The following is a 17,254-nucleotide window of genomic DNA, read 5'->3' as shown; positions in this document are numbered from 1 at the left end:
GAAGTGAGATCTTTGATGTTAGATCAGCCTCCGCGAACTGGCTCATTGAAAACAATTACCTTTGAAGTGCAACAAAGTCACGCGATTACTTTCACTCACGAATCAGAGATTTCGGTCTTATCAACGCCGTCTCTGATTTGGTTTCTGGAGCAAGCCGCGTTACAATTTCTGGAACCATGGCTTGATGATCAGTCTCTGAGTGTTGGAACTCATGTGGATGTGGAGCACTTGGCTCCGACTCCCATTGGCGCCACTGTAAGTTGCACGGCCAGACTCATCTATCAGGATGCCCCCGTGTATCGCTTCAATGTTGAAGCATATGCAGGTCAGGAAAAGATCGCGAAGGGAGTTCATTCACGACGTATCATCAAAGCCAGCCAGTTAGTCAAACGCTTAAAAACAACCAACTAGACTTCTACTGAGAGGGTAATGAAATGATTTTTGTCATTGCGAATATTGAATTAGCAGAAGGAAAACAGGCTGCCTTTTTGGAAGCCTTTCGTCAATTAGTCCCACAGGTCCTGGCTGAAGAAGGCTGCATTGAATATGGGCCAGCCGTCGACGAAGATACAGATATCCCCATCCAAGCCAAGAATGGCGATCAGATTGTTACGGTCATGGAAAAGTGGGAAAGTGTGGAGACACTCAAAGCACATCTCGCCGCACCGCATATGCAGGCTTATCGGGAGCAGGTTGCTGATCTGGTGAAAGGAACTACGATCAAAATCCTGAAGCCTGCCTGAATGGCCGTTAAGGTTTGGGAGCCACTAAGGGCTGTTCGTCTTGCTCAGGTTCAGACTGTCCGGCGGGGACGTCTGGCTGAAGCGGGATCAACTCACCAGTGATCTGATAGAGATAGAAGCGAACGATTGGTCGATAAGGACTGTCTGACTGTTCTTCGATGATTTCGCGTAAAATTGTAACGGCATCTTCAGGTTGCCCTGTTTCGATTTTACACTTGGCAAGGTTCAGCTTAAGCGGCGCTTGCTGCTGAGAAAGCCCGTATAGGTAGTTCATAATCGAAACAGCATGCTGAGTCGGCCAAAAGCTATTGGAAGCAGGCTGAATCAAAGGCAGAGTTTGCAGTAAACCAGCGACCCGTGCTTCTTCTTGCGTTCTAATTTCCTGTAGCCACAAATCGAAGCAGGTCCGATAGTTTCCATTTCCCAAATTGGTAAATGCGGCCTGTGCACGCCAGGGAATTCGAGGATCTTTTTGTGCAAGACTTTCCAGTTGTGCCATTTGAGAATGTGCTTCTTCAGGTTGTCCCACTTCCATCAGAATGCTTGCTTTCAAGTTTTGTGCAAGTGGGTTTTGTGCAACATAAACGGGATCATCCAGATGACGCTTCGCCAATAATACAAATCCATTCTGGTAAGCCTGACTGGCCAATTGTAGACGGTCTGTACCTTCCGCAAGCAGCTTCTCTTGTTCCTGCGTAATCAGGTCGATCTGAGTTTTGAGTTTTTCCAGATGATCGGTATAAGCCCGGAGCCGCGCGAAATCATCGTCTGTGAATTGTTCCTGTCCATCTATCATATCGAGGTACGTTTTTAATTCATGATGTGCCAGATCGATCTTCCCCATGTTTGAATAGAGGTCAAACAGGAAGAGATGCGTCGGAGCAAAATCAGGATCAATAATCAATGACTGATGATAGGCATGCAAGATTTGAAAATAACGCATGCGGTCAATTCTCACCGCTTGTCTCTGCTGATTTCGAGCTACCGGAGGTGCCATTAACTGTGATTCGAGACTTGCCAGATATCCGTAAGCGCTACCGAGTATTCGATAAGCTTCGGCACTATTGGGGTTTTCGATCAAACCCTGGTTCGCCAATTGAATCGCAAGAATGGCAAAGCTTGATGCCATTTCATGGTTATTGCCCGTCAGTGACATGAGACCCAGGTAATGACGGGCCGTTTGAACATCATTCTCCACAGTATGTGTTTGTGGCAAAAAATAACGGCTGTAGAACGATTTTGGCCGCGCCCAGTCAGGCCGCAAGTCCGGGAAGTCTTTTTGATCGCGAAATGCTCGTTGTTTGAAATCAAATGGATGGTCAGCCAGGAAGGCTTCCACATTTTTGTCATTCGTATCTGTGCGATAAAAGACGGCTGTGACAGCATTCAAATCAATTAACTGCCAATCGTCCCGATTCGCGAGTAAATCATAAAACGTACGGTAATCAGGATTCATACCTGATAAGCGCGGAATAACATGAGTAACCTCAAATTGATCGAAGGTCTTTTTCCACACCTCCGAATTTCCACTTCCCGGTTGTCCTTCACGTTGAACTCGCAATGCCCGCCGTGTTTTATCATGCAAATCGATCAGGTCATTTTCGCCCGTTCCTGCAAATAAAGAGATACGATTATCGATGAATGACTTCTGACCCAGCCAGATTAAAATATCACCTTGCCCCAACACAAAATGAAACGGTCGATCATCTAAAGAATCAGCGAGAGCACTGCGATAACCCTCGATGGATCGGTTGAGTGCAGGGCTGAATCCCATACCGACTGCATGCCGCACTGAAGCCTGCCCTTGAAATCGACCGCTGACCACAAAATAGGCCAGTGCAAAAAACGTCAGTACTGTTAAGGCACGTCCGCCTCGCGAAAACAAAAGCTCGGATGTTTCCACGCTATAAGTCTGGCGAAAATTATCTCGATACCAGACTTGAAAATTCATATTCGCAAAGATGGCACAGATAACACTCGTCACCACGAGCTCATGGCTGGCCAGAATCGACATTCCACAAAACCCGACAAATACAAACAATTGCCCCCAGCTCATCTTCGCCTGATTGAGTATAAAGCTGACAAAGGTAAGTAAGATCAAAATAAAAGCAGCAACGGTATAGTGATTAAGAGACTGCCAGAACATCGGAGATGTCATTGAGAAATAACCAAGCTCTTCCGGCCGTAGGGTACCCGCAAACATGGAGCGCAGAATGGGATAATCAACGGTGTAATATGTTATCCCTGCTGTCAGTGAATGCCAGCCTGTTGGATTCAGCAATGTGGCAACCAGACTGCCCCCGAAGACCATCCACAAAGCTTGATAATCGGTGTCATCATTTAAGACAGACCGATTCATTATCGTCGCAACAGTCTCTCCCAAGACGTATAGCAGCAGTAACAGGACCCCGAGAAAGACGCGAGAATCAAAATTGGCCCACACTAAAAAAAGTGGAACCAAAGTCCAGAGAGCACGAGAGGAATTTTGTTCCTGCCAGGACTGCAGGCAACGTAATGTAAGCACCACACCCAGAATTGTAATGATTTCCGGAGTGACTGTGAGCTGAGGAAAACAGGCAATCAATGCCAGCACAGCGAGAATGGAACCCCACCAGGTGGAAATCTCCCGCTGACAAAGATGCACAATGACATAAAAAGTGATGCCCAGTAAAAGAATCTTAAACAAACTCAAACCAGTATCGCCTAAAACGCCATACACACCGGAAAGCGTTAAATCGAACAACCAGGAATTGTTATTCCAGGGGCGATCCATAGCGGTATATGAAAACACGTCGGTTGCAGGAGGCCAGAATCCATGGCTGACTAAATATTGCCCTGTTTTGACGTGCACCAGAGTCTGTGTTTCTGAAATAATCGTGGCGGCAAATAAACAAGCCAATAAAATGGCAGCCCAACGCAACATAAAATCGCCACGGATTGCCTCATCTTCAACCAGTTCAGGTGTTAATGGCTCCCACTCTGGAAGCCCTTCGTCGCTCTCAGATGTTTGCTCTGTTCCAGAATCTGGCTGGCCTGCAACGGTTTCCTGTTTTTCATTTGCCTCTTCAGGAATGGAATTTTCTTCAGAGGTTGACTCAGTCGGATCGGTAGTGTTGTCTTCAGGCAAATCTTTGTCTGGATTATCGTTCACGGATATACTCTGGATCTGAAACAGGAATGGAAGATGAGAGAACAACACATGGAGTCTAATTTTGGCCGGTCTCACTACAAGTTGTCCAGCCAAAACCAGTAATAATCAGGATCTACTTAAGATCAATCTAATCCTCTGAGAATGATCAATTTAAACAAACTCTCCCTGCCTCTTTTACGAGATCCACAGAGACACTGTTTGTTCCAAATGGGAAAAATTACCCAATCTTCTCTTTTCCAACCCAGGATTGAAGGACTTCTGGCACCAGAATCGTACCATCTGCCTGCTGATTGTTCTCTAGAACGGCAATAATCGCCCGCGCAATCGAAACCGCAGTACCGTTCAGAGTATGCACAAATTCGGTCCCTTTCTTAGCACTGGATTTACAACGAGTCGCCAATCGCCGAGACTGGTAATCCGTGCAGTTAGAAGCCGAAGTGACCTCGCCGTATGCACCTTGTTCGCCTCGACCAGGCATCCAGGCTTCCAAGTCGTATTTTCGGTAAGCGGGTGCTCCGAGGTCTCCCGTGCAAGTATCTACCACACGATAGTGCAATCCCAATCCCTGAAAGATTTCTTCTTCAATTCGCACAATCTCTTCATGCATCGCATCTGAAGCGGCATTCGTGGGTTCTGTGAACGCAAACATTTCGACTTTAGAAAATTGATGGACGCGATAGATACCGCGTGTGGCTTTACCGTGTGCCCCCGCCTCGGTTCGGAAGCAGTGAGAGAGCCCCGCAATTTTACGTGGCAGACTCTCGCGATCCAGAATCTGATCTTTGAGAGATCCCCCCAGAGTAATTTCCGCTGTTGCCACAAGACTGAGATCAGTGTTCTCTACCGAATAGATTTGTGTCTCGTCTCCTCGGGGATTAAAGCCAATCCCTTCCAGAATCTCTTTGCGTGCCAGATCAGGAGTACTATGGAGTATAAATCCTTCTTGTACGAGCTTCTGCATGGCGTATTGACAAAGCGCCATCTCCAGTAAAACCGCTTCATTCTTCAGGTAATAAAATCCGTGTCCGGCGACGCGCGTACCCGCTTCGAAATCAATCAGGTCATGTTTTTCTGCCAGTTGTACGTGATCCAATGGCTCAAAATCGAATACAGGCTTCTCACCCCACATGCGAACGACTGTGTTTGCTTTATCTTCCTTGCCAACAGGCACATCCGGATGAGCCAGATTGGGTACCCGTGCCTGTTCCACCTTCAACATTGATTCTACTTCACGAAGTTCGATGTCAATCGCAGACACTTGCTCGCGCAATTCTTTGCCCTGGGCAATCAAGGACTGTTTCGCTTCGTTATCGGCAGCTTTAGGAATTTGAGACGAAATCGACTTCTGCTCCTGGCGAACTTGATCTCCTTGAACAATCAGTTCACGCCGTCGCTGATCCAGCTTTGTGAGTTGTTGCAGATCGACTTCAATTCCACGATTGCGACAATTCTCAAGAATTGCTTCCTGATTCTCGCAAATAAACTGCAAATCCAACATAAGTAATCAATTGCTCCGTGATGTGATCGGTAAATTATGATGTTTCGGCTTCAGTCCGAGATATTTGAGCACGCATCATATCCAAAGACAAATTTAATGTCCAAGGGTAACGGTTTTTCAGTCTAAAAAATGGAGATTCCATCTGATTTCATGTAAATATGCCTTTCGCTTCAGTCAGGGCTCGCTTTTCTTAGATGCATCATAGACGATTTTTCCATCTACCAGCGTCAAAAGAGGTTTGATGTGCTTGATTTCGTTTTCTGGGCACTTCAGATAATCGCGATCTAGTACCACTAAATCTGCAAACTTGCCGGGTTCAAGCGTGCCTTTCACCTTTTCTTCAAAACTGATGTAGGCAGCGTCACTGGTCATACAACGTAGTGCCTGCTCACGAGTCAATTTCTGATATGGTCCATAGACATTCCCCTGAATGTCTTTTCGACTAACGGCAATGTAGAGTGCCAAAAACGGATTGAAGGCGTTCATCGAATGATCAGGATCAAACCCATTCATATGATCGCTGTTGATGGCAATGGGAACGCCTCCATCGACAAACGTTTTTAGTCCCATAAACCGATCGACCCAATCAGGACCATAGATCTGATTGATCGCATCGGCATCACGATAGAACAAATAAGTTTGAGTATCATAACATACGCCAAGTTGCTTGGAGCGCTTCACTGATTTCTTAGTGGGAAAATAAGCATGTGTGATACAAAACCGTCGTCCCTTCATCGGCAATCTTTGATTCACATTCTCCAGTGCTGACAGAATTTCATTGACACTCCCATCCCCAGTCGCATGACAGCACATCTGCCAGCCAAGCTTTTGTGCCTCCTCAAATACTGTTTCCATCAATTCACGCGAGTAAAACAAATCTCCTCGGTAGTTGGCATCCTGAAGCTTGTAAAACTGCCTTCGCTTTTCACCATAGGGCTCTGAAAGACGTGTATTTCCCCAATGAATCCCACCATCAACGGATATTTTTAACGGTCCGACACGAACCCAGTCATCTCCATCACCGGTTACCAGCCCCAGTTTTTCAGTAAACTCTTTAACAGCCGTCGCACTTCGAAGTTGCTGGCGAATCGTCATTGTCATCCGCACTGTCAATTCTTTCTGCTGATTCATCAATTCGTATTCACGATATTCGGCGACTCCGGATCCTCTTTCCAAAATACTGGTAATGCCCACCGAATTATAAATCGCGTGCAGTCGCTTCAACGCCTCACGGACATTTTCTGTGGGGACTGCTTGCTGAGGTATCAATTTTCGTAACGCGGCTCCTGCCCCTTCGAGCATCAGAGGCTTGCCAGCCTGATCAAAAAGAATTCGAACGTTCGCCAGTCTATCTTGATCGTTGTGAATCCCCAACGTTTGAAAACCCAACGTATTCAAAACATCTTTGCGCGCCACTGTCAGCCGAATGGGATGTGTCTTGCAAGCTTCATCTAATTCTTCGGGAGTGGGGTGGCGTCGTTCCTTTAAACGTGTAATATCCGTGCGCGGTACAACAATCCAACGTCCTTGCGGAACTTCTTTCGCTTTCGCTCGAATCCAGTTCTGAATTTCTGCGATGGAATTCAGTTCCTGGTGTGGTTGTAACAATTCGCCACGGGCAGCACGGTAGGCATGCACATGGGACTCAATTAAGCCCGGTATGACGGTTTTCCCATCTAGGGAAATCACGTTGGTTTGCTCTCCTTTCAATTGCATCACATCTGCATCACTTCCGACTGTCAGAATTCTTCCCCCACGAATGGCAATCGCCTGAGTGATCCGGGATTGATCATCAAGCGTAATCACTTTACCGTTTTTAAGAATCACCGAAGCCGTTTCCGCAGGGAGTTCACTGACGATCCCACAAAAAAATAAAACGATACCAACAGAACAATCGAACTTTCTGATTTGAGCAAACATATCCAGTCCAGTGATATTTTATGTGAGAATCAAAGTTAAATAAGAGAATGTCATCTTTATCTGCCAACATCCAACATCGAATTAATTCAGCCTTCAAGTTTCAGCGTGCGGTTGGTAACAGACTTCGATACGCTTCCAGTGCTTTCCGATATTCATTAACACAGGTCTCATTTGTGACACCTTGATTCCGTGCGATTTCTTCTTCCATACGGCGAATCAAATATTGCACCGCGGGACGCTTCGGACGAACGGGCTGGCTTGGAACGTCAAAATAAACAGGAGCAGTATGGGCAAAGCGAACTCGTCCTTTTTCGTACTCTGAAAAACAACGTAGTGCCACCCACGCAGAACCTTCCAAATTCAACTTGAGATCAATGGGAGAATGCAGACCGCCTGTTTCTGTTTTTCGATTTTGTGGTTTGATTGTTTCCGAGACCTCACCGTTGACAATCACTTCGATTTTAGAAATCGGCTTCCAATACCGAGCCGCTCCCTGTAGATGGCACTCATAATTCGCTTCCGCAGGCCTTTGATACGTTTTACCTAAGTCAGCTTGATTGGCTTGAACGGTCAACATGGGACCTGTCGAAACAAAACTATGTCCCGCATCGAGACCGGACATCCATTTTTCGTAACTGAAACCATCTGGCAAATGAACGTAAACACGCCCAAATCCCAAAGGGACAGGATGCACACCTGAAGCAGTCCCCGCCGTCGGTCGCATACGAAACCCACAATTCAACATGGTATAATACATTTGAAAACCATAGTGCATCCAACCGTTTTCCGTAAAACCCTTGCCATCCATTTCAATGTCTAAATGCGTAGGTCGTGGCTTGACTATGAAGTTTTTGAAATAAAAGTCTGTTTTCCAGATATGATTGTTACTCAACTCAAATAGATCCACATCCATCACCGGAACCAACATCAATGACCATGGCCACGAATGTTTATCCAAATCGAGCAATGCGCCCTGCTTGTGAGCGGTTTTTGCAATCGGTCCCACAGGAGGCGCCCCCATAGGGAGAACCGCTTTTTGATTCAAAACAAAAACAGCTCCCAAAACATGGCGTTTCTTTCCGACTAACGTGATTTCATACTCCGTGTTCAGCGGATAATAAACGTGAGTTGGGTCTACCTGGACTGGTACAGCGCTCACAGCATCCTGATCGGTATTCAAGTTACCGCGGGAAGGAGGTTGATCTGCAATCGAGACCCAGTTGGTCAACGGCAAGGCCACGTTTAAGTCTTCCGCCAACATGACATTGGGTAGTTCTTTAACCAACCGATGCACATGAGTGTCGCCTGAATACCAACCCTGGCTAGCCATATCAATCCAGCGTTTTAATGACAGTGTGATCTGCTGAGGCTGGTCTTTGATCTGAATCGTTTGCTTGGCGGGAATATATTCTTTACCACGATAGGCAGAAATTTGATATTCACCCGGTGGTAGTTCCACTTGAAATGGGTGAGCCGACAGTGTGACATGCCGTTCAATACTGGTGGCCCCGCGCTGTTTCTCGTACTTGATCGCAGATCCCACTTTTACTGCACTTTCCGCAAAATGGAATGTACCTGCCGAGGACTGAATCGAAAGCCGCGCGGGAATGATCTTCCCTGTGCTGGAATCAATGATTTTCCCTTTCAACGTTGCTGCGCTAAGAGACGCAGTGAAAATGAAAGAGAGAGAAAGAAGGAGCGCAAATCGAAACATGAAAACATTCTCCTGCAATAGTAAGAAGGGCTGTCATAAATCTCACCCTTTAGCCTACACGTAGAAGAACTATTTCCATAGTCAAACGGCATAAATTGAGCGTGCCGTCTGATATTCTCTATTCAGGTAACGGTAGCATCTCACCATGAATCGGTCGATAGCTTTTAACCTGATAGCGATCGTACTCATAGCGTCGATAACGCCCCGTTGATAACCGAGCATCACAGTGTTTGCCGCGATACTGGTGATAAGAATAACGGGGCCAAGGATACGTGCTGCCTAGATATTGGCGTCCACGGCTCTCTTCTTCACATAATTCACAAAAAGAAAGGAATAAGCGACCACCGCCGGCCTGAGCAGATTGGCTTACAAAATTGGGGCCAAAGATGCCCAGAAAGAGGGCAAACGCAATTGTTCTTAGTTGGAATCCCTTCATCGTACTCTCCATTCCTGTTTTTGTCTGATGGTGTGAGAGAACCACACTTACCCACCATCATCGGCTCAAAAGAACCTCGGTAATGAGAGTCGACTTCTCCTGTATTGAATCCATTTGGAATTCTAAGTCAGATTGTAAGGATTATTCCAGCCCTGCCAGTTATACCTGTCTCTCAGGCAAGCCCACGCGCTTTTTTCTTGTACGCAATAATATCATCAAGAATGGCATCCAGCTTTACATGTGGCTTACGTCCCAGAGTGGAAGTCAGGCGGCCTAAATCAGGAACCCGACGCTGAACATCCTCGAAGTCTTCATTATACGCTTGATTATAAGGTAGATAATCGATTTTCACTTCAGGATTGACTTTTGCGATAATCGCTTCCGCCAACCCACGAATCGATACCGGCTCATCACTGCCAATGTTATAAACATGTCCTTGCGCGGCATCCAGATTGGTTAGATCGATCACACAACCAACGATTTCATCAACGTGACCGAAACAGCGGACCTGGCTTCCATCATCAAAGACCACCACCGGTCCACCATCCAGAGCCTGATCAATAAATCGTGGAATAACCATCCCATACTGTCCTACCTGACGTGGTCCGACGACATTAAAGAAGCGGCCAATTCTTACATCCAGGCCATATTTCTGATGATATGCAAGCGCGAGGAATTCATCGATGGCTTTCGACGCACCGTAAGCCCACCTTGGCCTTGTGGTTGGCCCAAAATGGAGGTCGTCTTCTTCAGTCCAGCGTTCTTTAGGGTTTTTCCCATACACTTCACTTGTGGATGCCAGGAAAAATTTTTGCCCCCCCTGGACCGCGTGTCGTAATAAAACTTCGGTCGGATAGATATTGGTTTCAATGGTACGTACAGGATTATCCGCTACCAGTTTCACACCCACCGCGGCCGCCATGTGATAGATCGTATCGATCCCCTGCACCATCTCGGCCATCAAAACCGGATCGGTAATAGAACCAGTACGAAAGGTGAAATGGGGATGGTCAATGATCCCGTCCAGATTTTGTAAAAATCCGGTTGAAAGGTCATCCACAGCAGTAACCTGTTGACCTTGCTGAATTAATTGTTCACAAAGGTGACTACCAATAAATCCTGCACCACCGGTGACCAGGCAATGAGACATAAATCAAATCTCTCTCACAGAAAGGAAAAATCACGTAAAAACCGCAAAAACGCCAAAATTGCTCGAATGTCGATGAAGGCTTAAAACAGTTTACACGCTAGAGTTGCATTTCGCTACGAACCTGCAATAATACCAGAGTGTCACCTAGAATGACGCGAGCAATTCTCAAAAATTGTCGAATTCAATCTAATTCTCGGGCGATTAGCTCAGTTGGCTAGAGCGCCACGTTTACACCGTGGATGTCGGGGGTTCGAGTCCCTCATCGCCCATTTCTTTTCTTTATTTCTATACGTATGCTCAATTTCTTTGCGCATCACTAGCTCTCTCCCTCAATCAGAAGCATCATCTGTTTTTCATAATTTTGTGATTAAAAAACAGCTTTAAACGAAAGACTTTACTGATGGATGAAGAATCTGAATCACTGAAAGATGCGAGCCATCTTTATGAAGTCGAACGCACTCAATATCATGCTGAGCGGCCTGGGTTTCGAATCATTGAATTGCAAATTTCGCCCACACAAAGCGTGCCCTGGCATTTTCATAATCATATCCAGGATGCATTTTATGTCATTGATGGTACCCTCAAAATATTTTTGCAGGATCCCAAAGAGGAAGTGATCCTCGCTCCCGGTAATACTTACTCGGTTCGGCCACACCGCCCACATCTGGTGACAAATGCAGGAAAGGCTTCTGCAACCTTTCTTGTGCTTCAGGGCATTGGTGAGTATGACTTTGTTCCTCTTGGTTCGAACGGGGAATGAAAGTCGTTTCTCGAATTTTTGAGTTGCAAACATTTATGCGGAGCGCCTGCAAAGATACGTTCCCAGAACACCACCCTCAATTGATTTAGAGTCAATCGTAAAGCCGGAACGCTTTAAGAGCCCCTCCATCACCCAGTCATAGGTCGAGAACTCTTCCCTGAAATGTGCTTCTGCATCTTCACGCATAAAATCTCCGCCTACAGCTGCCTGATGTTCGATAAGTGCTTTAATATTCTCCGTTGCATTCGTTTCTTCCAGAATGACGTCATTGATATAAAGTTTGCCGTTGGGTGACAGCATATTGTGTACACGTTTCAACGCGACCCCTTTCCAGAAATCTGGTAAATGATGTAGTGCAAGAGTCGTCGCAACCGCTTGCACAGGTAACTCGCGGTGCTCGTAGGTAAGGAAACCTGCGTGGTGATACTCAATATTTGAAACTCCGGCACGAGACGTTTTCTCTCTTGATATGTCTAACATCGCAAGAGAAACATCGACTGCATGAACGTGACGACAACGTTGAGAGGCCATTAAAGCAAATGTGCCTGTCCCCGAACCAAATTCGATCAGCGCATCACTTTCTTTTAGTTCCAGTAAGTCAAGAACGCGCAAACTTTCCGCTTCGAGATCCCGAAAAGTTGCGTGACTCGAATCGTAAACCTCAACCTCCGATTGGCTGCTGTAATCTTTTCCGATCTGTTTGAATTCGTCGTATTGCCAGACAATTTCCTGGTCCATTTGCACCTCTCGTAAACTCAATCTCAATTCGTTTGTTACCTTACAAACGACACCAACAATTAAATGCGGTTCGGTTCTTTCTAAATCACAAATTCAGTCTACGATTGAGTTCTGAGTCGTAGCGCATTTCCGATCACGGAGATGGAACTGAAACTCATTGCCGCGGCAGCGATCATCGGGCTCAGGAGTGCATGCATGCCGAAGAATGGTACGAGTACCCCGGCTGCAATCGGAATTCCCATTGCGTTATAGCCAAAGGCAAATAATAGATTCTGATGGATGTTGCGCATAACCAGACGGCTCAAGTGAATGGAATCTGTTACTCCTCTCAAATCGCCTTTGACCAGTGTGACCTCGGCACTTTCTATGGCAACATCGGTACCCGTTCCCATGGCGATACCAACATCGGCTTCTGCCAGTGCAGGGGCATCATTGATTCCATCCCCCGCCATCACAACCTTATGGCCGGCACTTCGCAGTGACTTAATTTTTTCATATTTATCCTGGGGTTTCACACCAGCTTCCACTTCATCAATGTTTAATGATTGTGCCACCGCTCTGGCTGTTTTTTCATTGTCACCTGTCAACATCACGATCTTAAGACCCAAGTCATGCAGTTTCTTGATTGCTTGAGACGTCGTATCCTTTATGGGGTCTGCTACAGACAAGATCCCCGCTAAGTCTCCTCCCACGGCAACAAAAATCACGCCTTGACCTTGTTCGCGAAGCGTGTTTGCTTTCGTCATCAATTCATCACCGATTTGGATGGATTGTTCTTTTAGAAAGGCGGCGCTGCCAATGAAAGTGGTTTTTCCATTGACCACTCCCTTCACTCCAGAACCTGTCACCGAGTCAAAGTCAACGACATCAGACAGCGTCAACTCTCTCTCTTTCGCGGCGAGGACAACCGCCTCTGAGAGTGGATGCTCGCTATGTTTTTCTACAGAAGCTGCCAGCTGCAGTAATTCATTATCAGCAAAATTTCCTGCAGTAATACATTCTGTCAATCGTGGTTTCCCTTCCGTCAGAGTGCCCGTTTTGTCTACGACGAGTGTATCTACTTTTTCCAATGTCTCTAAGACTTCGGCATTTTTAATCAGGATGCCCTGTTTTGCTCCTCGTCCCACTCCCACCATGATTGACATAGGAGTTGCCAAACCCAGCGCACAAGGGCACGCGATAATCAAGACCGCAACAGCATTAATCAACGCGTAAGCAAACCGTGGTTCCGGCCCCAGCCAACTCCAGAGGAGAAACGTAATGACTGCGATTGCCAGAACAGCGGGTACGAATCGCGCAGCGATGGTATCTACAACACGCTGAATGGGAGCGCGACTGCGTTGAGCACTCGAAACCATCTGAATAATTTGCGATAACAGTGTATCACTGCCGACTTTTTGCGCCTCCATCAGAAACGAACCAGTTTGATTGACAGTACCACCGATGACTTCATCACCTTGCGTTTTTGAGACCGCCACGGGTTCACCCGTAATCATTGACTCATCAATCAGGCTCTTTCCCTCGTGCACCGTTCCATCGACGGGGATCTTTTCTCCCGGACGGACGCGCAGTAGATTTCCAGACTGTACTTCTTCCAGAGCGATCTCGCGTTCTTCACCATTCACGACAAGATGTGCGGTAGGCGGTGCCAGTGCTAACAATTCCTGAATAGCGCTATTGGTTCGTTTACGCGCTTTCATCTCGAGCATCTGGCCTAATAAGACTAGAACCGTAATGACTACAGCTGCTTCGAAGTAAAGTTCGACGCTGCCTTCACTTCGAAACGACTCAGGGAAAATCCCGGGAAATAACAGTGCGAAAATGCTGTAGACATACGCGGTTCCTGTGCCGATGCCAATCAGAGTAAACATATTTAAGTTCATTGTAATAATGGAGCGGTAGGCGCGTTCGTATAAAGGCCAACCAGCCCACAATACGACTGGCGTACAGAGCAGGAATTGAATCCAGTCCGAAACCCGGAGTGGAATCCATTGATGAATGGGGAGCCCTGTCATCGGCAGCATCGCGAGGAGAAAGACTGGTAATCCCAATACCAGCCCACCCCAAAAGCGTCGTGCCATGAGTTCGTACTCGGCCACTTCTTCCGGCGATTCCTCTTTTTGGGGCATGATCGGTTCAAGATCCATACCACAAATGGGGCAGCTCCCCGGTCCTTGCTGCTGAATCTCGGGATGCATGGGACAGGAATAAATGGTCTCAGGCGGTAAGGATACCTGCTCCTTCATCATACTCCCATGGCCATGACTTTCATGCGCTCCGCCGTGATGACAAGACTCTGATTCTTGATCAGAGTCTGTTTCATTAGGAGCCTGTTGTACCAGAAATTTGTCACGACAACCCTGACTACAAAAATACCATGTTTGATTGCCGACGGTTTCGTGTAGCGCAGAGGACTCGTCAACTTCCATATGGCAAATCGGATCAATTGCGGTCATTAAGGGCCCTGTTTTCTATTGAATATCAAATATTACTCATCGAGTTTCGATTGCTCTTTCTCAATCATTTTTTCTTTCCAATTCGAAGCCCCCCCACTTCCGGGGCCAAACACTTTGATCGCGTGGAATAAAACTCCGAGCCCCCAGCCTCCTAATGGCCAGATAAACCAGAGTTTGTCTGGGGAACGCATCAGATTTAAAGTAATCAGGCCAGCGTTAACAAGAACATAAACGCCAGCATGAATCATAAAACCGATACGTTTTTCGACACGGCTTTTCGCCTGCTCATAATTTTCGTTTTTTGCCATCATGATACCCGCTCTCCTTTCCTCTCAAAAACTTATACCTAAGTCATTACGAATTGAACAGGTTAGTTTCTGAAACCATAATTTTTTGCCATAGAAATATTTGCCTTGCACAGAAACCGGATCAAGAAAAAACGGTTGTCTGTCTCCCATCTGAAAAGACAAACAACCGTTCTGATAAACATAAAGAAAGAGAGCGAGTTCAATCTTGTGAGAGATCCAATGGTAACGAAATCTCAGATGTTTTATTTCCAGCAGCAGTCTCAATCGGAATTTTCCAATGGGCTGAATGCTGTTTACATAGTCCGCCCACACCATCGCGACAGTATCCAAAACGTAGATTTAATAGATAAGTGCCTGACTGGCTAGTTAATGCAGGAAGTTCTAAAACAACTTGATTTCCTTTCACAACTCCCTTCCCTCTGGCAATGGTTTTCTTGGGATCTGCATCAGATGTGAAAGAAAACTTCACAGGTGCCAGTGGGGATAACTTAAATTCGGTAGGAAGTTTCGGAGACACGCTGATTTTGAATGGGCTCTTAGCATCAACCGTTTGTGCGGAAACTGCTATTGTGTTTTTAGCTGGACTAAAACTGTCATCTGACTTTTTCGGCAGGCTGGGAGGCGTTAAACCCTGTACTTTGAACTCAGTCACTTTGTTATCATTCAGATTGACCTCACAGATACGATGATTGTTCGTATCTGCCACAAATAATCGGTTTCCGACGAGTGCCAGCCCCGATGGTTCGGAGAACTGAGCCGGGTTGAGCGCATCGCCATCCTTGCCTGTGCCAAGTAATGTTTTGACTTCGTTGGTTTTCAGATCGATAGTTTTGAGCTTATGATTATAGGTATCGGCAACAAACAGGCGTCCTTTATCAAACAGGACTCCGAGCGGATGCTGTAACCGTGATTTCTCACCGATACCGTCTATATCCCCAAATTCAAACAGAGCACGACCTCGCTCGAGATCGGAAGTACCTGCGATTGTCGTTACTTTCTTATTTTTCGTATCAACTTTACGCACAGCTGAACCTTCGCTATCGACAACATAGAATACATCACCATCAACGGTAATATCTGATGTCTGTGCAAATGCGGATGTCTCCAGAGGACCATTAGTAATGTCTTCACGTCCCGAGCCAGCATAAACGCCAATTTCATCTGTTCCCAGTTTGTGCGACCAGATTTGATGAGGCCCCGCCATACAGATATAGAGCACGCCGTTGATCTCGGCCAAAGCCCAGGGACTGTTGAGAGCAGATTCTTTCAGCTTGCCTCCTGCCGAACGATAGCGGGCTTGTTCACCTGTACCTGCCAGAGTTGTGACCTGTTTTTTGTTGAGGTCGATCGCACGAATCAGATGATTTTCAGTATCAGCAACATACAGGGTGTTACCTACGAGGGCCATGCCTTGAGGATGATCAAATGAAGCGGTCTTATAGTCACCATCTTTTTTGCCAATTTGCCCCGAGCCAATCACATCGATTAATTTTCCATCCAGCGAAGCAATGACAATTCGATTATGATTGCTGTCGGAAATAAACAGACGCTGGTTCGGTGCATCGGCGAGGAGTTTGCCAGGAAACTTTAACGGTGTCTTTTTTAACTTGTTTGACTCTAATTCAAAGTGCACAGGAGTCTCATCCAAAGTACCTTTCGCACGATGATAGGCAATCACCCGTTCCAGAACTTTGTCCAACAGTTCGCGATTTCCTTCACCGGACAAATGTCCGCAGTAATTGCCTTCTGGATCAATGAGAACCATCGAAGGCCATGCCCGCACTCCATACTTTCGCCAGACGGTCATGTTGGCATCATTGATGACCGGGTGTTTGATTTCATAGCGTTGAATCGCGCGGCGAATATTATCCGTTTCTTTTTCATTGTCGAATTTAGCGGAGTGACAACCGATGACGACCAGTTCATTCGGATACTTTTTTTCCAGGTAAGCCAGATCGGGCAGCACATGCATGCAATTGATACAGCAATAGGTCCAGAAATCGATGAGTACCACTTTACCACGCAGGTCTTTGAGCGTGATCTCACCGGAAGTATTAAGCCATTCTTTGCCGCCATCCAAACTGGGTGCTTTGGGACGATTCGGAAATGGATTTTTTACAGCCAGAACATTATCCTGCTTAACGTTTTTCTCAGATTGCTTTGTGTCTTTTGCTGGAGACTTCTCATCTGCCAAGACAAGCGATACAGAAAGATCAAGGCTCAAGAAAAATGAAGCGATGACGAACGGAATGAGATAGATTCGATTCAGAAAAGCTTGCTTTCCTGGCATACCAACTTCTCCATGTACTGAGGGCCTGGTGAGTGAAGGCGGGATCAAACTACTTTTTTTATTTGTGGAAACACACGCTTCTATTGTAGG

General features: G+C 46.4%; 13 protein-coding genes and 1 tRNA gene. 4 read left to right on the top strand and 10 right to left on the bottom strand.

Translation table 11 applies throughout. From position 1 onward, the window contains the following. Window positions 1–15: 15 nt before the first annotated feature. The gene (locus V144x_RS06870) at window positions 16–411 is read left to right on the top strand and encodes a thioesterase family protein (RefSeq protein ID WP_144983320.1); all 396 of its coding nucleotides are present in this window, start codon (window positions 16–18) and stop codon (window positions 409–411) included. A 23-nt stretch (window positions 412–434) separates the two neighbouring features. After that, the gene (locus V144x_RS06865; protein ID WP_144983317.1) at window positions 435–743 is read left to right on the top strand and encodes a putative quinol monooxygenase; all 309 of its coding nucleotides are present in this window, start codon (window positions 435–437) and stop codon (window positions 741–743) included. Window positions 744–750: 7 nt separating this feature from the next. Here V144x_RS06865 and V144x_RS06860 read toward each other — a convergent pair whose 3' ends face one another. From V144x_RS06860 to V144x_RS06835, 6 genes are all read right to left on the bottom strand, one after another. Further along, window positions 751–3,894: a tetratricopeptide repeat protein gene (locus V144x_RS06860; RefSeq protein WP_144983314.1), complete on the bottom strand. Its 3,144-nt coding sequence runs from the start codon at window positions 3,892–3,894 to the stop codon at window positions 751–753. Window positions 3,895–4,111: 217 nt separating this feature from the next. Continuing rightward, window positions 4,112–5,392 (bottom strand): serine--tRNA ligase, encoded by a 1,281-nt coding sequence (gene serS / locus V144x_RS06855; RefSeq protein ID WP_144983311.1) that lies wholly within the window; start codon window positions 5,390–5,392, stop codon window positions 4,112–4,114. A 174-nt stretch (window positions 5,393–5,566) separates the two neighbouring features. Continuing rightward, window positions 5,567–7,312: an amidohydrolase gene (locus V144x_RS06850; protein WP_144983308.1), complete on the bottom strand. Its 1,746-nt coding sequence runs from the start codon at window positions 7,310–7,312 to the stop codon at window positions 5,567–5,569. Window positions 7,313–7,412: 100 nt separating this feature from the next. Then, window positions 7,413–9,026 carry a CehA/McbA family metallohydrolase gene (locus V144x_RS06845; RefSeq protein ID WP_144983305.1) on the bottom strand — a complete coding sequence of 538 codons (1,614 nt, stop codon included), beginning with the start codon at window positions 9,024–9,026 and terminating at the stop codon, window positions 7,413–7,415. 118 nt (window positions 9,027–9,144) lie between these two features. Next, entirely contained in the window at window positions 9,145–9,462 is a 318-nt protein-coding gene (locus V144x_RS06840) for a hypothetical protein (RefSeq protein WP_144983302.1), read from the bottom strand. 172 nt (window positions 9,463–9,634) lie between these two features. After that, window positions 9,635–10,612, bottom strand: coding sequence for an NAD-dependent epimerase/dehydratase family protein (locus V144x_RS06835; RefSeq protein ID WP_144983299.1), 978 nt, complete (start codon window positions 10,610–10,612; stop codon window positions 9,635–9,637). A gap of 195 nt (window positions 10,613–10,807) precedes the next feature. On the opposite strand from V144x_RS06835, the gene V144x_RS06830 reads away from it, so the two are divergent. Next, window positions 10,808–10,881 (top strand) — tRNA-Val (locus V144x_RS06830). Between the two features lie 131 nt (window positions 10,882–11,012). Beyond that, window positions 11,013–11,372, top strand: a complete 360-nt coding sequence (locus tag V144x_RS06825) for a cupin domain-containing protein (RefSeq protein ID WP_144983296.1) — start codon at window positions 11,013–11,015, stop codon at window positions 11,370–11,372. A 33-nt stretch (window positions 11,373–11,405) separates the two neighbouring features. On the opposite strand, the gene V144x_RS06820 is transcribed toward V144x_RS06825, so the two are convergent. From V144x_RS06820 to V144x_RS06805, 4 genes are all read right to left on the bottom strand, one after another. After that, window positions 11,406–12,110 (bottom strand): class I SAM-dependent methyltransferase, encoded by a 705-nt coding sequence (locus tag V144x_RS06820; protein ID WP_144983293.1) that lies wholly within the window; start codon window positions 12,108–12,110, stop codon window positions 11,406–11,408. Window positions 12,111–12,208: 98 nt separating this feature from the next. Then, window positions 12,209–14,566, bottom strand: a complete 2,358-nt coding sequence (locus V144x_RS06815; protein ID WP_144983290.1) for a heavy metal translocating P-type ATPase — start codon at window positions 14,564–14,566, stop codon at window positions 12,209–12,211. Window positions 14,567–14,598: 32 nt separating this feature from the next. Then, window positions 14,599–14,877 (bottom strand): 2TM domain-containing protein, encoded by a 279-nt coding sequence (locus V144x_RS06810; protein ID WP_232102741.1) that lies wholly within the window; start codon window positions 14,875–14,877, stop codon window positions 14,599–14,601. A gap of 196 nt (window positions 14,878–15,073) precedes the next feature. Beyond that, window positions 15,074–17,164, bottom strand: a complete 2,091-nt coding sequence (locus V144x_RS06805; RefSeq protein ID WP_144983287.1) for a thioredoxin-like domain-containing protein — start codon at window positions 17,162–17,164, stop codon at window positions 15,074–15,076. Window positions 17,165–17,254 lie beyond the last annotated feature (90 nt).

It is taken from the genome of Gimesia aquarii (assembly GCF_007748195.1).
Classification (GTDB): Bacteria; Planctomycetota; Planctomycetia; order Planctomycetales; family Planctomycetaceae; genus Gimesia; species Gimesia aquarii.
The sequence above is the reverse complement of the archived record's forward strand: the minus strand, read 5'-3'. Positions and strand labels throughout refer to the sequence as shown.

What these genes read in the sequence shown, in the direction of transcription:
- V144x_RS06865 (WP_144983317.1), top strand. Translation starts at nt 435, where the DNA reads ATGATTTTTGTCATTGCGAATATTGAATTAGCAGAAGGAAAACAGGCT.
- V144x_RS06835 (WP_144983299.1), bottom strand. Translation starts at nt 10,612, where the DNA reads ATGTCTCATTGCCTGGTCACCGGTGGTGCAGGATTTATTGGTAGTCAC.
- V144x_RS06815 (WP_144983290.1), bottom strand. Translation starts at nt 14,566, where the DNA reads ATGACCGCAATTGATCCGATTTGCCATATGGAAGTTGACGAGTCCTCT.
- serS (WP_144983311.1), bottom strand. Translation starts at nt 5,392, where the DNA reads ATGTTGGATTTGCAGTTTATTTGCGAGAATCAGGAAGCAATTCTTGAG.
- V144x_RS06870 (WP_144983320.1), top strand. Translation starts at nt 16, where the DNA reads ATGTTAGATCAGCCTCCGCGAACTGGCTCATTGAAAACAATTACCTTT.
- V144x_RS06845 (WP_144983305.1), bottom strand. Translation starts at nt 9,026, where the DNA reads ATGTTTCGATTTGCGCTCCTTCTTTCTCTCTCTTTCATTTTCACTGCG.
- V144x_RS06825 (WP_144983296.1), top strand. Translation starts at nt 11,013, where the DNA reads ATGGATGAAGAATCTGAATCACTGAAAGATGCGAGCCATCTTTATGAA.
- V144x_RS06840 (WP_144983302.1), bottom strand. Translation starts at nt 9,462, where the DNA reads ATGAAGGGATTCCAACTAAGAACAATTGCGTTTGCCCTCTTTCTGGGC.
- V144x_RS06810 (WP_232102741.1), bottom strand. Translation starts at nt 14,877, where the DNA reads ATGATGGCAAAAAACGAAAATTATGAGCAGGCGAAAAGCCGTGTCGAA.
- V144x_RS06850 (WP_144983308.1), bottom strand. Translation starts at nt 7,312, where the DNA reads ATGTTTGCTCAAATCAGAAAGTTCGATTGTTCTGTTGGTATCGTTTTA.
- V144x_RS06805 (WP_144983287.1), bottom strand. Translation starts at nt 17,164, where the DNA reads ATGCCAGGAAAGCAAGCTTTTCTGAATCGAATCTATCTCATTCCGTTC.
- V144x_RS06820 (WP_144983293.1), bottom strand. Translation starts at nt 12,110, where the DNA reads ATGGACCAGGAAATTGTCTGGCAATACGACGAATTCAAACAGATCGGA.